Annotated in this window: 9 protein-coding genes, 1 tRNA gene and 3 rRNA genes; 8 read left to right on the forward strand and 5 right to left on the reverse strand. The window is 52.8% G+C overall.

Going from position 1 to position 17,457, the window contains the following annotated elements:
- The first annotated feature begins 65 nt into the window (after positions 1 to 65).
- The 7 genes from rluD (at position 66) to rrf (ending at position 10,127) form a co-directional block, all read left to right on the forward strand.
- Positions 66 to 1,043 carry a 23S rRNA pseudouridine(1911/1915/1917) synthase RluD gene (gene rluD / locus I2123_RS05675; RefSeq protein WP_112169426.1) on the forward strand — a complete coding sequence of 326 codons (978 nt, stop codon included), beginning with the start codon at positions 66 to 68 and terminating at the stop codon, positions 1,041 to 1,043.
- Complete coding sequence (yfiH, locus tag I2123_RS05680) at positions 1,043 to 1,780, forward strand: purine nucleoside phosphorylase YfiH (RefSeq protein WP_213051961.1); 738 nt, start codon at positions 1,043 to 1,045, stop codon at positions 1,778 to 1,780. The genes rluD and yfiH overlap by 1 nt, the downstream gene beginning before the upstream one ends.
- A gap of 130 nt (positions 1,781 to 1,910) precedes the next feature.
- Positions 1,911 to 4,484 (forward strand): ATP-dependent chaperone ClpB, encoded by a 2,574-nt coding sequence (gene clpB / locus I2123_RS05685; protein WP_112169430.1) that lies wholly within the window; start codon positions 1,911 to 1,913, stop codon positions 4,482 to 4,484.
- A 486-nt stretch (positions 4,485 to 4,970) separates the two neighbouring features.
- Positions 4,971 to 6,513 (forward strand): 16S ribosomal RNA (locus I2123_RS05690).
- A 143-nt stretch (positions 6,514 to 6,656) separates the two neighbouring features.
- A tRNA-Glu gene (locus I2123_RS05695) sits at positions 6,657 to 6,732 on the forward strand.
- A gap of 223 nt (positions 6,733 to 6,955) precedes the next feature.
- A 23S ribosomal RNA gene (locus tag I2123_RS05700) occupies positions 6,956 to 9,865 on the forward strand.
- A 146-nt stretch (positions 9,866 to 10,011) separates the two neighbouring features.
- A 5S ribosomal RNA gene (gene rrf / locus I2123_RS05705) occupies positions 10,012 to 10,127 on the forward strand.
- Together the 16S, 23S and 5S rRNA genes with 1 tRNA gene alongside form the textbook arrangement of a ribosomal RNA operon.
- 132 nt (positions 10,128 to 10,259) lie before the next feature.
- Here the strand turns inward: rrf and I2123_RS05710 are convergent.
- The 5 genes from I2123_RS05710 to trxC form a co-directional block, all read right to left on the reverse strand.
- Entirely contained in the window at positions 10,260 to 10,607 is a 348-nt protein-coding gene (locus tag I2123_RS05710; protein ID WP_213051962.1) for a YfiM family lipoprotein, read from the reverse strand.
- A 60-nt stretch (positions 10,608 to 10,667) separates the two neighbouring features.
- Positions 10,668 to 12,023, reverse strand: a complete 1,356-nt coding sequence (pssA, locus tag I2123_RS05715; protein ID WP_112165790.1) for a CDP-diacylglycerol--serine O-phosphatidyltransferase — start codon at positions 12,021 to 12,023, stop codon at positions 10,668 to 10,670.
- A gap of 84 nt (positions 12,024 to 12,107) precedes the next feature.
- A complete protein-coding gene (locus tag I2123_RS05720; RefSeq protein WP_213051963.1) occupies positions 12,108 to 14,828 on the reverse strand; it encodes a bifunctional acetate--CoA ligase family protein/GNAT family N-acetyltransferase in 2,721 nt (906 codons plus the stop codon).
- 31 nt (positions 14,829 to 14,859) lie between these two features.
- Positions 14,860 to 15,564 (reverse strand): tRNA-uridine aminocarboxypropyltransferase, encoded by a 705-nt coding sequence (locus I2123_RS05725; protein WP_112165967.1) that lies wholly within the window; start codon positions 15,562 to 15,564, stop codon positions 14,860 to 14,862.
- Between the two features lie 139 nt (positions 15,565 to 15,703).
- Positions 15,704 to 16,123: a thioredoxin TrxC gene (gene trxC, locus I2123_RS05730; protein ID WP_112165794.1), complete on the reverse strand. Its 420-nt coding sequence runs from the start codon at positions 16,121 to 16,123 to the stop codon at positions 15,704 to 15,706.
- A 229-nt stretch (positions 16,124 to 16,352) separates the two neighbouring features.
- On the opposite strand from trxC, the gene I2123_RS05735 reads away from it, so the two are divergent.
- Positions 16,353 to 17,456: a tRNA/rRNA methyltransferase gene (locus I2123_RS05735; RefSeq protein WP_112165796.1), complete on the forward strand. Its 1,104-nt coding sequence runs from the start codon at positions 16,353 to 16,355 to the stop codon at positions 17,454 to 17,456.
- Position 17,457: the final 1 nt, after the last annotated feature.

The following is a 17,457-nucleotide window of genomic DNA, read 5'->3' on the forward strand; positions in this document are numbered from 1 at the left end:
CTACAATAGCACATTATTTTAAACGGCATCGCCGTGAAAACCCAACGTTAACCAAGAAGCTGCATATGGCACAACAAGTACAACTCACCGCAACGGTGGCCGAATCTCAACTCGGTCAACGGTTAGATCAGGCTTTGGCCGAATTGTTCCCTGATTATTCACGATCTCGCATAAAAGATTGGATCCTGGACGACCGGGTCACGGTCAACGGCAAAAAAGTGACCAAACCTAAAGAAAAAGTGTTGGGTGGCGAGGCTATCGCAATCGATGCGCAAATTGAAGAAGAAGCGCGTTGGCTGCCACAAGATATCCCATTAGATATCGTCTATGAAGATAGCGATATTTTAGTCATCAATAAACCCCGCGATCTGGTTGTTCACCCAGGCGCAGGAAATCCGGACGGTACGGTACTGAATGCGTTACTGCATTATTACCCTGAAATCATGGACGTCCCGCGCTGCGGCATCGTTCACCGTCTCGATAAAGATACCACTGGTCTGATGGTTGTCGCGAAATCAGTTCCTGCGCAAACGCATCTGGTGATGGCTCTTCAGGCTCGCGAAATTACCCGCGAATACGAAGCTGTGGCCATTGGTACAATGACGGCAGGCGGCACGGTGAATGAGCCGATTGCGCGTCATTCCACCAAACGTACGCATATGGCAGTTCATCCGATGGGTAAACCAGCGACCACGCATTACCGCATCATGGAGCATTTCCGTGCCCATACGCGTCTGCGTCTGCGTCTCGAATCGGGTCGTACTCACCAGATCCGTGTGCACATGGCTCACGTCAACCATCCGTTGTTAGGCGACCAGCTTTATGGCGGCCGTCCACGTTTGCCGAAAGGGGCGTCCGAAACGTTCATCAATACGCTGCGCGGATTCGATCGTCAGGCGCTGCACGCGACCATGCTTCGTCTTTATCATCCCGTCACCGGTATTCAGATGGAGTGGCATGCCCCACTTCCTCAGGATATGGTTGACCTGATAACTGCGCTGAAAGCGGATACCGAAGAGTTCAAGGATCAGATGAACTGGTAATGAGTGCGCTTATCAGGCCTCAATGGCCGCAACCGGCGTCGGTTCGGTCATATGCAACAACCCGCAAAGGAGGCATTAGTTTGTCTCCTTTCGGTTCCCTCAATCTCGGCAGTCATGTCGGGGATAATCCGCAACATGTAGCTGCCAACCGCCAGCGACTGATTGCGCTTGGTGGTTTACCTGCCGCGCCGCACTGGCTCGAACAGGTTCACGGCACCGATGTTGCCCGACTCACTTCACTGACTCCCGTTACACCCACCCTGATTGCTGATGCTGCCTATACCTGTGAGCCTGGTGTAGTTTGTGCGGCAATGACTGCAGACTGCCTCCCCGTGCTCTTTTGTAGCCGTGCAGGGGATGAAGTGGCGGCCGCGCATGCGGGCTGGCGCGGTTTGTGTGCAGGTGTACTGGAAAATACCCTGGCGTGCTTCAGGGCAAATCCGGGGGATGTAATTGCGTGGCTCGGCCCGGCAATTGGTCCGTCGCATTTTGAAGTGGGGGCCGAGGTTCGTGAAGCCTTTATGGCCGTGGATCCTGAATCCTCTTGCGCTTTTGTTCCTGCCGGAACGAAATTCATGGCCGATATCTTTCAGCTTGCTCGCTTACGCTTGCAATCTGCGGGTGTAAGCGCCATCTACGGTGGTGAATATTGCACCGTGTCTGACAACAGCAAATTTTACTCTTACCGACGCGATGGGATCACTGGACGGCTGGCAAGTTTAATTTGGCTGAGATAACCTGTCTAATCAAGACGATCCATCGCGCATCGCTGTTGCCTTCCTAATATACTGACAAGATAACCTTGAAAACGTGAGGGTTGACCTCATTTAATCTCCAGTAGCAATTTTGTTCAGTATTGGAGGTGTTATGCGTCTGGATCGTCTTACAAGTAAATTCCAGCTTGCCCTCGCGGATGCTCAGTCTCTCGCGCTTGGGCGCGACAATCAATTTATCGAACCTGTCCACCTGATGAGCGCTTTGCTCACTCAGGAAGGCGGAACCGTGCGCCCTTTATTAACAGCAGCCGGGGTTGATACCCAGAAACTGCGCACGGACGTTGATCAGGCTTTGGGGCGTTTGCCGCAAGTTGAAGGGACCGGCGGAGATGTTCAACCATCCCATGAGCTGGTTCGTGTTTTAAATCTTTGTGACAAACTGGCACAGCAACGTGCCGATACCTTTATTTCGTCAGAACTCTTTGTTTTGGCAGTGATGAAAGACCGTGGCTCATTAACAGATGTGTTAAAAGCCAGCGGCGCAACGGCCGAGAAGATTACTGCGGCTATCGATCAAATGCGTGGAGGTGAGAAAGTGGATGACCAGAATGCCGAAGACCAACGTCAGGCATTGAAAAAATTCACTATCGATCTGACCGAACGTGCCGAGCAGGGCAAACTGGATCCGGTCATCGGTCGTGATGAAGAAATTCGCCGGACAATTCAGGTGCTGCAACGCCGTACCAAAAATAACCCGGTGCTGATTGGTGAACCCGGTGTTGGTAAAACGGCGATCGCCGAAGGTCTGGCGCAGCGCATCATCAATGGTGAAGTGCCTGAAGGGCTGAAAAACAAACGCGTACTGTCATTAGACATGGGCGCGCTGGTGGCCGGGGCGAAATATCGTGGTGAATTCGAAGAACGTTTGAAAGGCCTGTTAAACGATCTGGCGAAACAGGAAGGTAACGTCATTCTGTTCATCGACGAATTGCACACCATGGTGGGCGCGGGTAAAGCCGACGGTGCGATGGATGCCGGGAACATGCTGAAACCAGCGCTGGCACGTGGTGAACTTCACTGCGTTGGTGCGACAACCTTAAATGAATATCGTCAGTATATAGAGAAGGACGCCGCGTTAGAGCGTCGTTTCCAGAAAGTGTTTGTCGCCGAGCCTTCTGTTGAAGACACCATCGCCATTCTGCGTGGGCTGAAAGAGCGTTACGAACTGCATCACCATGTACAGATTACTGACCCGGCAATCGTGGCGGCGGCGACCTTATCGCATCGCTATATTTCCGATCGTCAGTTACCGGATAAAGCGATCGACCTTATTGATGAAGCGGCGTCCAGTATTCGTATGCAGATGGACTCGAAACCGGAATCTCTTGATCGCCTTGAGCGTCGTATCATTCAGCTCAAGCTCGAACAACAGGCGCTGAAGAAAGAGTCTGATGATGCCAGTGTGAAACGTCTCGAAATGCTGGAAACAGAGCTCAATCAGAAAGAGCGTGAATATTCTGAGCTGGAAGAAGAGTGGAAAGCCGAGAAAGCGTCACTGACCGGTACGCAGAATATTAAAGCGGAACTGGAGCAGGCGAAAATCACGCTGGAGCAGGCGCGTCGCGTTGGCGACCTGGGGCGTATGTCAGAATTGCAGTACGGGAAAATTCCTGAGCTGGAAAAACAGCTGGCCGCGGCGACCCAAGCTGAAGGCAAAACCATGAAACTGCTGCGCAACCGCGTAACAGATGTGGAAATTGCCGATGTGCTGGCGCGCTGGACGGGTATACCCGTGGCCCGCATGCTGGAAAGTGAGCGTGAAAAACTGCTGCGGATGGAAGAGGAACTGCATAGCCGGGTCATCGGTCAGAACGAAGCGGTGGAAGCGGTATCGAATGCGATCCGCCGCAGCCGTGCAGGGCTGTCGGATCCGAATCGCCCGATTGGTTCGTTCCTGTTCCTCGGCCCGACCGGTGTGGGTAAAACTGAGCTGTGTAAGGCGCTGGCGACATTCCTGTTCAACAGTGATGACGCGATGGTGCGTATCGATATGTCAGAGTTTATGGAGAAACATTCTGTTTCTCGTCTGGTCGGTGCCCCTCCGGGTTATGTGGGTTATGAAGAAGGCGGTTATCTGACAGAAGCGGTGCGCCGCCGTCCTTATTCCGTCATCTTATTAGACGAAGTGGAAAAGGCGCATCCGGATGTCTTCAACATCTTATTGCAGGTGTTGGACGACGGACGCTTAACCGACGGACAGGGCAGGACGGTCGACTTCCGTAATACGGTGGTGATCATGACCTCTAACCTGGGTTCTGACATTATTCAGCAACACTTTGGTGAAGCGACCTATGCGCAGATGAAAGAGTCGGTAATGGAAGTCGTGACACACAGCTTCAGACCGGAATTCATCAACCGTATAGATGAGGTTGTGGTGTTCCATCCGCTGGCTCACGCGCATATCAAGCATATCGCGCAGATCCAGTTGCAGCGTTTATACAAACGCTTGGAAGAGCATGGCTATACTGCAACGCTGACCGATGCGGCGCTGGAGCTGCTTGGCAATACCGGATTCGATCCTGTTTACGGTGCGCGGCCGTTGAAACGTGCCATCCAGCAGCAAATTGAGAACCCGCTGGCCCAGCAAATTTTGTCGGGTAAGCTGATTCCAGGTAAGCCAATTACGGTTGATGTGGAAGATGATCACATTGTCGCAAGACAATAACGGTTAGGCATAAAGCGCAAAACGGGCTCCAAAGCAGTTTGGAGCCCGTTTTTTATGCGCCTTTTGAACGCAAATAAAGCATTTGGTGTATTTATGAACGGTCGGTAAATAATTTTCAATAAACCCTTGCGGCCTGCTCAGAACTCCCTATAATGCCGCTCCATCGACAGGGAACAACGTGAACAACATCACGAAGTCACCGGGTCGGGAAAGATTATAAACAGCGGCATCCGGCGAAATAAACGGTTGACACTGAATGAGGAAGGCGTAATATACGCCACCTCGAGTTAGCAAGCGAAAGCGCGTAACTCACTGCTCTTTAACAATTTATCAGACAATCTGTGTGGGCACTCACAAGACGATATCAGCCACCCCGGTGGCAAAAAAATATCAAGTCTTAGAGTGACCAAGCAGTAATTCATTTAGTTGAATTATTACGAAGTAATCTTTGAGCACCGCTTAACTTGTTTAAGCAAATCGAACTTTTAATTGAAGAGTTTGATCATGGCTCAGATTGAACGCTGGCGGCAGGCCTAACACATGCAAGTCGAGCGGTAGCACGGGAGAGCTTGCTCTCTGGGTGACGAGCGGCGGACGGGTGAGTAATGTCTGGGAAACTGCCTGATGGAGGGGGATAACTACTGGAAACGGTAGCTAATACCGCATGACCTCGCAAGAGCAAAGTGGGGGACCTTCGGGCCTCACGCCATCGGATGTGCCCAGATGGGATTAGCTAGTAGGTGGGGTAATGGCTCACCTAGGCGACGATCCCTAGCTGGTCTGAGAGGATGACCAGCCACACTGGAACTGAGACACGGTCCAGACTCCTACGGGAGGCAGCAGTGGGGAATATTGCACAATGGGCGCAAGCCTGATGCAGCCATGCCGCGTGTGTGAAGAAGGCCTTAGGGTTGTAAAGCACTTTCAGCGAGGAGGAAGGCGTTGTAGTTAATAGCTGCAGCGATTGACGTTACTCGCAGAAGAAGCACCGGCTAACTCCGTGCCAGCAGCCGCGGTAATACGGAGGGTGCAAGCGTTAATCGGAATTACTGGGCGTAAAGCGCACGCAGGCGGTTTGTTAAGTCAGATGTGAAATCCCCGAGCTTAACTTGGGAACTGCATTTGAAACTGGCAAGCTAGAGTCTTGTAGAGGGGGGTAGAATTCCAGGTGTAGCGGTGAAATGCGTAGAGATCTGGAGGAATACCGGTGGCGAAGGCGGCCCCCTGGACAAAGACTGACGCTCAGGTGCGAAAGCGTGGGGAGCAAACAGGATTAGATACCCTGGTAGTCCACGCTGTAAACGATGTCGACTTGGAGGTTGTGCCCTTGAGGCGTGGCTTCCGGAGCTAACGCGTTAAGTCGACCGCCTGGGGAGTACGGCCGCAAGGTTAAAACTCAAATGAATTGACGGGGGCCCGCACAAGCGGTGGAGCATGTGGTTTAATTCGATGCAACGCGAAGAACCTTACCTACTCTTGACATCCACGGAATTCGCTAGAGATAGCTTAGTGCCTTCGGGAACCGTGAGACAGGTGCTGCATGGCTGTCGTCAGCTCGTGTTGTGAAATGTTGGGTTAAGTCCCGCAACGAGCGCAACCCTTATCCTTTGTTGCCAGCACGTAATGGTGGGAACTCAAAGGAGACTGCCGGTGATAAACCGGAGGAAGGTGGGGATGACGTCAAGTCATCATGGCCCTTACGAGTAGGGCTACACACGTGCTACAATGGCATATACAAAGAGAAGCAAACTCGCGAGAGCAAGCGGACCTCATAAAGTATGTCGTAGTCCGGATTGGAGTCTGCAACTCGACTCCATGAAGTCGGAATCGCTAGTAATCGTAGATCAGAATGCTACGGTGAATACGTTCCCGGGCCTTGTACACACCGCCCGTCACACCATGGGAGTGGGTTGCAAAAGAAGTAGGTAGCTTAACCTTCGGGAGGGCGCTTACCACTTTGTGATTCATGACTGGGGTGAAGTCGTAACAAGGTAACCGTAGGGGAACCTGCGGTTGGATCACCTCCTTACCTAAAGATACGCATTGTGCAGTGTCCACACAGATTGTCTGATGAAATTAATGAGCAAGAGCACCTGTTGATGCGGTAAGGGAGACCTTACGCTGATGCGAAAAGTGCCAAGCCCTTTTGGGGGTCTGGTGCGGATTTTTCGTGTCCCCATCGTCTAGAGGCCTAGGACACTGCCCTTTCACGGCTGTAACAGGGGTTCGAATCCCCTTGGGGACGCCACTCCGATAATGTGTGAAAGACATTATCACCGAATATCTTAAAGATGACTTTAACGAGTCGTGTTTAAGATATTGCTCTTTAACAATCTGGAACAAGCTGAAAATTGAAACATTACAGCTGAACATCACTCTCCGTAGAAGTACTGAGTGATGATTTTGTCTGTAATAGAGTCTCTCAAATAATCGCAATGCGACGATGTCTTTAAGACACCTTCGGGTTGTGAGGTTAAGCGACTAAGCGTACACGGTGGATGCCTAGGCAGTCAGAGGCGATGAAGGGCGTGCTAATCTGCGAAAAGCGTCGGTAAGGTGATATGAACCGTTATAACCGACGATACCCGAATGGGGAAACCCAGTGTGTTTCGACACACTATTGCATGGTGAATACATAGCCATGCAAGGCGAACCGGGGGAACTGAAACATCTAAGTACCCCGAGGAAAAGAAATCAACCGAGATTCCCCCAGTAGCGGCGAGCGAACGGGGAAGAGCCCAGAACCTGAATCAGTTTGTGCATTAGTGGAAGCGTCTGGAAAGTCGCACAGTATAGGGTGATAGTCCCGTACACAAAAATGCACTTATTGTGAGTTCGATGAGTAGGGCGGGACACGTGACATCCTGTCTGAATATGGGGGGACCATCCTCCAAGGCTAAATACTCCTGACTGACCGATAGTGAACCAGTACCGTGAGGGAAAGGCGAAAAGAACCCCGGCGAGGGGAGTGAAATAGAACCTGAAACCGTGTACGTACAAGCAGTGGGAGCCTACTTTGTTGGGTGACTGCGTACCTTTTGTATAATGGGTCAGCGACTTATATTTTGTAGCAAGGTTAACCGAATAGGGGAGCCGTAGGGAAACCGAGTCTTAACTGGGCGTCAAGTTGCAAGGTATAGACCCGAAACCCGGTGATCTAGCCATGGGCAGGTTGAAGGTTGGGTAACACTAACTGGAGGACCGAACCGACTAATGTTGAAAAATTAGCGGATGACTTGTGGCTGGGGGTGAAAGGCCAATCAAACCGGGAGATAGCTGGTTCTCCCCGAAAGCTATTTAGGTAGCGCCTCGTGAACTCATCTTCGGGGGTAGAGCACTGTTTCGACTAGGGGGCCATCCCGGCTTACCAACTCGATGCAAACTCCGAATACCGAAGAATGTTATCACGGGAGACACACGGCGGGTGCTAACGTCCGTCGTGAAGAGGGAAACAACCCAGACCGCCAGCTAAGGTCCCAAAGTCATGGTTAAGTGGGAAACGATGTGGGAAGGCATAGACAGCCAGGATGTTGGCTTAGAAGCAGCCATCATTTAAAGAAAGCGTAATAGCTCACTGGTCGAGTCGGCCTGCGCGGAAGATGTAACGGGGCTAAACCATGCACCGAAGCTGCGGCAGCGACGCTTAGGCGTTGTTGGGTAGGGGAGCGTTCTGTAAGCCGTCGAAGGTGTCCTGTGAGGGGTGCTGGAGGTATCAGAAGTGCGAATGCTGACATAAGTAACGATAATGCGGGTGAAAAACCCGCACGCCGGAAGACCAAGGGTTCCTGTCCAACGTTAATCGGGGCAGGGTGAGTCGACCCCTAAGGCGAGGCTGAAAAGCGTAGTCGATGGGAAGCTGGTTAATATTCCAGCACTTGGTGTTACTGCGAAGGGGGGACGGAGAAGGCTAGGCTAGCCGGGCGACGGTTGTCCCGGTTCAAGCGTGTAGGGGGTGTGACTTGGTAAATCCGGTTACATATTCAACCCTGAGGCGTGATAACGAGCCACTACGGTGGTGAAGTAGTTGATGCCATGCTTCCAGGAAAAGCCTCTAAGCTCCAGGTAACACGAAATCGTACCCCAAACCGACACAGGTGGTCAGGTAGAGAATACTCAGGCGCTTGAGAGAACTCGGGTGAAGGAACTAGGCAAAATGGTGCCGTAACTTCGGGAGAAGGCACGCTGGCGCGTAGGTGAAGAGACTTGCTCTCGGAGCCGAAGCCAGTCGCAGATACCAGCTGGCTGCAACTGTTTAATAAAAACACAGCACTGTGCAAACACGAAAGTGGACGTATACGGTGTGACGCCTGCCCGGTGCCGGAAGGTTAATTGATGGGGTTAGCAGCAATGCGAAGCTCTTGATCGAAGCCCCGGTAAACGGCGGCCGTAACTATAACGGTCCTAAGGTAGCGAAATTCCTTGTCGGGTAAGTTCCGACCTGCACGAATGGCGTAATGATGGCCAGGCTGTCTCCACCCGAGACTCAGTGAAATTGAACTCGCTGTGAAGATGCAGTGTACCCGCGGCAAGACGGAAAGACCCCGTGAACCTTTACTATAGCTTGACACTGAACATTGAGCCTTGATGTGTAGGATAGGTGGGAGGCTTTGAAGCGTGGACGCCAGTCTGCGTGGAGCCAACCTTGAAATACCACCCTTTAATGTTTGATGTTCTAACTCGGCCCCGTGATCCGGGGTGAGGACAGTGTCTGGTGGGTAGTTTGACTGGGGCGGTCTCCTCCTAAAGAGTAACGGAGGAGCACGAAGGTTAGCTAATCACGGTCGGACATCGTGAGGTTAGTGCAATGGCATAAGCTAGCTTGACTGCGAGAGTGACGGCTCGAGCAGGTACGAAAGTAGGTCATAGTGATCCGGTGGTTCTGAATGGAAGGGCCATCGCTCAACGGATAAAAGGTACTCCGGGGATAACAGGCTGATACCGCCCAAGAGTTCATATCGACGGCGGTGTTTGGCACCTCGATGTCGGCTCATCACATCCTGGGGCTGAAGTAGGTCCCAAGGGTACGGCTGTTCGCCGTTTAAAGTGGTACGCGAGCTGGGTTTAGAACGTCGTGAGACAGTTCGGTCCCTATCTGCCGTGGGCGTTGGAAGATTGAGAGGGGCTGCTCCTAGTACGAGAGGACCGGAGTGGACGCATCACTGGTGTTCGGGTTGTCATGCCAATGGCATTGCCCGGTAGCTAAATGCGGAAAAGATAAGCGCTGAAAGCATCTAAGCGCGAAACTTGCCTCGAGATGAGTCTTCCCTGTGGCTTTAAGCCACCTGAAGGGACGTTTAAGACTAAGACGTTGATAGGCTGGGTGTGTAAGTGCAGCGATGCATTGAGCTAACCAGTACTAATGACCCGAGAGGCTTAACCTTACAACACCAAAGGTGTTTTGATTAGAGTGACTCTGCTGCGCGCGAGCGTGGGGAAGTAGATTTTCAGCGACGTTCCGAGATTGGTTCGTACGGCGAGGCGTTGTGAGAAATCACGGTGCGTGGCGGTACGGATGAAACAGAATTTGCCTGGCGGCACTAGCGCGGTGGTCCCACCTGACCCCATGCCGAACTCAGAAGTGAAACGCCGTAGCGCCGATGGTAGTGTGGGGTCTCCCCATGCGAGAGTAGGGAACTGCCAGGCATCAAACAAGTGGAAAGCCCTGTACTGACGTACAGGGCTTTTTGCTGTCTGGGATTTGGGGGGAATGACCGCAGAAAAACAGCTATTTACCTTTTTTTGCAGCTATGGACGGAAATTTTGCAGTAAAAATCATCAATAATGCATCAAATGATAAGCACTATACCCCACTGCCGCCCCGGCGATATCCCAGCTGAAATCTTTCCAGCTCCAGCCACTGCCACCTTCCCTGCTGTCATAAAGTTCTTTCGCCGCGCCCAGACTCACCGAAAACAGCAAGCCGAAAGAACGACTGCGCGCTTCATTCCATCCCTGATTGTCCCCATAAGCGGTGGCTGTCGCGGCTAACACGGCGGATCCTACAAAGTGCTCGGCTTTGTCTTTACCGGTCCATTGATCGTTGGCGAAGTGAGTGCAGCCACTACTCATTACTATCAGGGTGATTAAGGGGAGTTTATAACGAGGGAGAGGTGAGTGAGCCATTCGTATTATTCCAGATATAAAAAAGCCCGATCAACATGATCAGGCTTTCAGTATAGCCAATTACAGAATTCGGCTGATTAATCTGTCGATACGTATCCGCCGTAAACGGCGAATAAGTTTACGTACTTTAACCGGATAATTAGGGATGCTTTCCAGTTCCATATAATGAGAGACAACTTGCGTATGCTGACGAATTTCATCAAGCTCTTTCTGACGCTGCTCCGCCATCTCTTTATGGGGATCGTGGATTAAAATCGCATTCTCCAGATCCAACCGCCATGCGCGTGGATTCAGGTTATTCCCGGTGATCATCTGCCAGCGGTCATCGACCCACATACCTTTGAGATGATAACTGTTATCCCCATCTTTCCACAGACGCACAATCAACTGACCGCTGTCGACAAAACGCTGTAAACGACTTAGGAAGCGGCGCAGGTTTATTTCGTAGAGATAGGGCAGGGCACCGATGATCTTAAAAGGCTGATCCTGTGGAATATAGAAATCGTTGGCCGTCTTATCGCCAACAATTATCTCCACCTGCTTCCCGCGGCGCAGCAGATGAATAATATTGCGCGACAGCATTGCCGGCATATTGAAATAAGGAGTACACAGTGTCAGCTTCTGCTCCGTACTGGCCATCAGATGATGAATAGTCCGGTTTAGCTCGTTCTGCTTGCCCAGGCCAACGATGGGCGTCACCGCCAGTTCATCATTCCCGGCGCTGTCTTTGAAATGATATCCGCTGGAGCGCAGGCTTTGGCGGAACTGACGCGTTTCATTTTTGATCTCAATGCTTTTAGGACGATCTTCACGATCGAGGCGCTGCACGGCTGCGGCAGTAATGATCGACTTCTTCATAAAGTCGATCATGGTGTTTGCCAGCGCGGCATTGGTCAGCAACTGGTAGCGGTCATAGCGATATTTCTCATGGCGATGCAGATAGACATCATTGAGGCTCGCCCCGCTGTAGATCACCTGATCGTCAATCACAAAACCTTTCAGGTGCAGCACACCCAGTGCTTCACGTGTATTAACAGGAACACCGTATACCGGCACAGAACATTCAGGATGCTCCTTCGCCATGCGACAATACCAGTCAGCATTGGTGTCAGCCGCAGCTGCGCCGATACGCCCACGCTGAGCACGGTGCCAGTCGACCAGCACGCAAATCTCAAGCTCAGGTCGTTGCTGTTTAGCCGCATAAAGTGCCGACAATACGTCGCGACCGCCGTCATCATTCTCTAAATAGAGAGCGACCAGATATATCCGTTGGGTAGCGTTGGCAATTGCGCTGAGCAGCGTCTTACGGAAATCTGTTGGGCAGTAGAGCGTTTTTACAGCATCAACCGTTTGGGGGAGTTTGGGTAGCTGAGCAAGGTGTTGTTGATGTTTATTACGTTTGAATTTAGACAACATCACAGTGCGCTTCTTCTCTCTTCATGTAATGGCTTTCGCGGCACAAGCAGACAGTGGTAACCGCACAATCGGTCGATAATACCATTAGTCCTCTCCGATGTGCGCATCTTTTGCCTGTTCATGGCTTAGGCTCACGGTTTTCTGCAAGGTTATTCGGTTTTTTTTCAGCACAAGCGACAGGTTCACAATGCCGTCCTGAATCTGGATGTCGACGTCGAACCCGAGCTTTCTGGCCAGCGTGATCATGCCCTGATTGTTCGGCATGGTGATCCCCGTCAGACGTTGCAGTCCATGCTCTGCGGCGTAGTTGATCATCTTATCGAGAAGTCTGCGCCCAAGCCCCAGCCCTTTCAGATCCGAGCGAACCAGCACAGAGAATTCAGCGTCAATATTGTCCGGATCTGAGACAGCTCGCGTTACTCCAATAATTTCATTTTTATCATTCACCGTATGGATGGCGACGAAGGCCATTTCGCGGTCGTAATCAATCTGCGTCATATTGGCTAAATCTTCATGAGTAAACTCATTGATCTCATTGAAGTAACGGTAGTAGAGGTCCTCTTTTGTGACTTTAAGGATAAACGCTTTGAGCAGCGGTTCATCCTCGGGGAGGATTGGGCGGAACAAGGCCTGCGAGCCATCTTTAAGGACAACGCGCTCTTCCAGTTCGCGCGGATAAGGCCGGATTGCCAGACGTGATGGCGCGTCAGCCGTTTGGGTCGATAGCTGCATCGACACATCCAGCAGGCTGAGCTCGCTTCCTGAGACCAGCAGCGGATGAATATCAAGCCGTTCGATTTCAGGGCAATCAATGATCAGGTTCGATACATTCACCAGCAACTGGCTGAGTGCAGAAATATCGAGGGGATGTAATGCATTGCGACCACGGATCTTGCCGCTTTTCAGCGCCTGAACCACCTGATAGCGTGCCAGCGTCATATTCAGCGGCGGCAGGGCGACCACCGCCTGACGTTCGGGCTGCCAGTTGGAACTGCCCTCAGCCAGCATAATCAGCGGACCAAAGACCGGATCCTGCTCTACCACCACCCGCAGCTCCTGCGAGCCTGGCCGGTTAGCCATGGTTTGTACCAGCAGCCCCTGAATTCTCGCCTGAGGAAAAGCCTGACGGGCGCGATCGAAAATCGCATTCGCAGCCTGTTCGACTTCGCTGGCGGTGCGCAGATACAGCATCACGCCCTGAACTTCAGAATTATGCGGAATGTCCGGCGAGCGTAATTTCAATGCCACCGGATACCCCACCTGACTGGCGATATTGACTGCTTCGGCGCTGTCGCTTGCAATCCATGTCGGCAATACGTTCATCCCATAGGCCTGTAAAATCGCGCGGACTTCATGCGTATCTAACTGGGTGGTGCCCTCCGACAGCGTCCGGGCGATGAGCCTGTGAGCCTCATCGGTGTTCTGTTCAAGATCCGCAGGCAGTGCCGGGGTTTCTTTCAGCTGTTTCTGATTACGACGATATTCCACCATATGCATAAACGCTGTCACTGTACCTTCCGGGGTGCGGTAAGTCGGGATCCCGGCCTCGGTAAACAGTTTACGCGCTTCTTGAGAAGAGAATTCACCGCACCAGTTGGTCAGCAGCGTGACGTATTTACCACGGGGATGTTTACGGACGGCCTCGATAAGATGGCTGGCGGTGACTGTCCCATGCGCAGCGGCACTTGGTGCGTGGATCACCAGCAGTGCATCAAAATCCGTACTGTCGAGCAGCGTCGTCATGACCGCCTGATAGAGCTGCGGTGTGGCGTCATCATGTAAGTCCAAAGGATTCAGCGCCGAAATCGTGCCCGGCAGAACGGCGCTCAATGCCCTGCATGTCTCTTCACCAAGCTCCGCCAGTTTACCGTTGCGCGATAGCAGCTGGTCAAGCGCCATCGCGGCAGGTGCAGCGCCGTTGCTAATGATAAGTAAGCGCTCACCTTTTAACGGGCGCATGTGGCTGAGGGTTTCTACCGCCGAAAACAGTTCGTGCGTATCCTGCACGCGCAGTAAGCCTGCACGCTGAATGGCGGCATCATACGCCGCGTCAAGGCTCAACGGGCTGTTGAGTAGCTGCTGCGCCTTAACGCTGCGTCCGCTTTTGATCACCAGAATCGGTTTATTGCGTGAAGCGCTCCGTGAGGCAGAAAGAAAACGCCGCGCGTCGCTGATATGTTCGAGATAAAGGAGGATAGCGCTGGTCTTACTGTCGCGGGCGAGGAAATCGAGCAGATCGTCAACGTCGATATCCAGGCTGTCGCCAAGCGAAATGAAATAGGAAAACCCGACTGCGCGCTGCTGTGCCCAGTCGAGAATAGTATTGGCGACGGCGGCGGACTGCGAAATAAATGCCAGTTTGCCGGGAAGGATTGGCACCGGTGAAAAGCTGGCGTTCAGACGCTGCCACGGCGCAAGAATGCCCAGACTGTTCGGTCCGAGCAGGCGCATCGAAAAGCGTTGGGCGCAGGCCTTCAGTTCAGCGAATTGCTGTGGCTGCGAGGAAAGGACGATAACCGTTTTGCAGCCGCGCTCGCCGAGCTGCTCAAGCAGCGCAATATTACGGTCGGCGTGCGTGCAAAGAATGGCTAAATCCGGTGACATCGGCAGGCTGATGACATCCCGCCAGGTCAGAACGCCACACACAGCACGATACGCGGGAGTGACCGGCAGCACCGGGCCGTTGAATCCGCTATCGAGCAGATTACGCATCATCAGGTATCCGGCACGTCCCGGCTTGTTGCTGGCACCGACTACCGCGATAGATTCCGGTCGTAACAGGGCTTCAAGTCCACGCTGGCTCATCAGAACTCCAATCAATCATCCTGAACTGATTCTAGAGGCTTTCTTCGTTCTTTGCTGTGAGCTGATGCACCGGATGGTGGGGTTTTCCTGCCAGATATTGGGTACGGAAATGATTGAAGTGCCGCGACAGCCCCGCAGAAGCTTCCATGTCGCCGGCTTTTTCCAGCAGGGCGGCAGCCACTTCGACGGTGCAATGCAGCTCCGGGCGTGAGGCTTCGCGCAGGATATAACCGGAGCTGGCGCTCACATCCAATGAGAAGACCGGCAGATTATCCAGATACGGACTTTTGCGAAACATCTTGCGTGCTTCGTTCCACGTGCCGTCGAGCATAATAAACAGCGGCGGTTTGCTGCCTGCGGGCACTTCGGTAAAGACCTGACGCGGCGGCTCGGCGAATGAGGCAGGGAAAACGACGTATGCCTGACGGGCCGGATCCGAAATTGCTGCAATAAGTGCGGGATCGGTTTCTGTCCGCGACCACATAAACGCCTGTGTATCAGGCAGAACGTCGGCTATCAGGCGACCCGTGTTACTCGGTTTCATCGGCTCAGTGTCAAACATCACCAGACAAAAGCGGCTGGCGGCCTGATGGATTTCGCGCGTCGCGCAGATGCAGTTACGTACGGGTAACAGGCATGACTGACAGCGGATCGCCCGTGAACCGCGCGCGAGAAAAGGGCGGGTAGATTTGGCGAGGCGTTCTGTTCGCAGGCGAAGGACGGCGTTGTCTGACATAAGCATTCCGATAATCGAAAAACGGCTATTCTAATCACCCCTGTGGGGCTGGCAAGCGAATCTGTTGCTGGCGGGAAGTTTACAAAAAAAGGCCCGCACAGAAGCGGGCCATCGGCAGGGCTTTATACCGGCTTATGCGTTACAATGATTCATTAAGCCAGTCATTGAACGGGGCTTTAGGTACCGCGCCGCTCAGCATATCGACCATTTTGCCTTCATTAAAGACCATAATGGTGGGAATGCTGCGGATCCGGAACCGCGCACTCAGTTCTGGTTCTGCCTCGGTATTAACCTTGATGAACCGGATTTTACCGGCGCGTTCCTGAGCCACATCTTCAAAGATTGGCGCGAAGTTAACACACGGGCCACACCATGGAGCCCAAAAATCGATGACAACCGGCAGGTCATCCTGCAGGTATTTATCCAGCGTGGCAGCAGTAGCATGAACCACATCGCCTTCAAAAAGTGAATGACCGCAGCGGCCACATTTCGCGCCGTCGTCGATACGATCCTCAGGCAGGCGGTTGGTGGCCTGACATGATGAACAAATCGTATTCATAAAATAGCCTCTACATTGCTTAACGTGAGAACGGTATCAACCTTACCGGGTCCGGCGTAAAAAATGGCTGATATGTTAATTGTATGTTGTAAGTATGAGGGCGCAGCATTCCGTTAACAACGCGGTTTATTCAATGAATACGATAGTTTTAAGCTTTTGGTCCAAAGCATGTGGCTTAGCTCACAGACATCAGGTAATCTTCGCGCCCTGCGCGTAGGTGGAGAGAAAAATGAACGATTCATTCAGTGGCAAGAACGGCAAAGTCAAAGTGATGTTCGTCCGTAGTGACGACGACGGCGATAACCGCAATAACGATAAACGTCCTTCCAATAACAGAGGACGTCCGGGCGATAAACCTCGCCAGGGTTCCCGTCCAGACGATGCCCGCCGCAATGAGCGTCGCAGCAGCGATTCCCGTGGTGATTCACGCGGTGCAGATACACGACGTGGTGACGATCGCCCACGCCGTCCGGCCCGTGATGACGACGGCCCGTATTCTTCGCCGTGGAAAACCGTTTCACGTGCGCCTGCGGATGAATCCGTGCCCGATCACGGTGGCATCAGCGGTAAAAGCTTTATCGATCCTGAGCAACTGCGTCGTCAGCGTCAGGAAGAGACCCGCGTGTACGGTGAAAACGCCTGTCAGGCACTGTTTGCCAGCCGTCCGGACGCTATCGTTCGTGCGTGGTTCGTGCAATCTGTGACTCCACGCTTTCGCGAAGCGCTGCGCTGGATGGCGGCAAACCGCAAGGCTTACCATGTGGTTGAAGACGAAGAGCTGGTCAAAGCCTCCGGCACTGAACACCACGGTGGCGTGTGTTTCCTGATCAAAAAACGTCAGGGTCTGGATGCAGAAACCTATCTGCAAACGGCTCGCGCGAAAGACTGTGTGCTGGCGCTGGAAAACGTCGGCAACCCGCACAACCTCGGCGGTATCATGCGTTCTTGTGCGCATTTCGGTATCAACGGGATGCTGGTTCAGGATCCGGCCCAGCTGGAATCCGGTGCCGCAGTGCGTACCGCTGAAGGCGGCGCGGAACATGTTAAAGCCATCAACGCGGATAACTTCCTCGATGTGCTGGCGACCTTCCGTAAAGCGGGTTACACCATCGTCACCACCTCCAGCCATAAAGGGACTGCGCTCGGTAAAGCTGAGCTGCCTGCCAAAATGGTGCTGGTGCTGGGTGAAGAGAGTGACGGTTTGTCCGACAGCGCATGGCAGCAGGGTGACCTGAGCGTGTCTATCGGCGGGACCGGTAAAGTAGAAAGCCTGAACGTTTCCGTCGCGACCGGTATTTTGCTGGCCGAATGGTGGCGTCAGAATCAGGCATAAT

Source organism: Rahnella inusitata, from assembly GCF_018288855.1.
Taxonomy (GTDB): domain Bacteria; phylum Pseudomonadota; class Gammaproteobacteria; order Enterobacterales; family Enterobacteriaceae; genus Rahnella; species Rahnella inusitata.

Bases quoted from the DNA above. Each gene is read 5' to 3' on its own strand.
- rluD (WP_112169426.1), top strand. From the start codon at position 66: ATGGCACAACAAGTACAACTCACCGCAACGGTGGCCGAATCTCAACTC.
- yfiH (WP_213051961.1), top strand. From the start codon at position 1,043: ATGAGTGCGCTTATCAGGCCTCAATGGCCGCAACCGGCGTCGGTTCGG.
- clpB (WP_112169430.1), top strand. From the start codon at position 1,911: ATGCGTCTGGATCGTCTTACAAGTAAATTCCAGCTTGCCCTCGCGGAT.
- I2123_RS05710 (WP_213051962.1), bottom strand. From the start codon at position 10,607: ATGGCTCACTCACCTCTCCCTCGTTATAAACTCCCCTTAATCACCCTG.
- pssA (WP_112165790.1), bottom strand. From the start codon at position 12,023: ATGTTGTCTAAATTCAAACGTAATAAACATCAACAACACCTTGCTCAG.
- I2123_RS05720 (WP_213051963.1), bottom strand. From the start codon at position 14,828: ATGAGCCAGCGTGGACTTGAAGCCCTGTTACGACCGGAATCTATCGCG.
- I2123_RS05725 (WP_112165967.1), bottom strand. From the start codon at position 15,564: ATGTCAGACAACGCCGTCCTTCGCCTGCGAACAGAACGCCTCGCCAAA.
- trxC (WP_112165794.1), bottom strand. From the start codon at position 16,123: ATGAATACGATTTGTTCATCATGTCAGGCCACCAACCGCCTGCCTGAG.
- I2123_RS05735 (WP_112165796.1), top strand. From the start codon at position 16,353: ATGAACGATTCATTCAGTGGCAAGAACGGCAAAGTCAAAGTGATGTTC.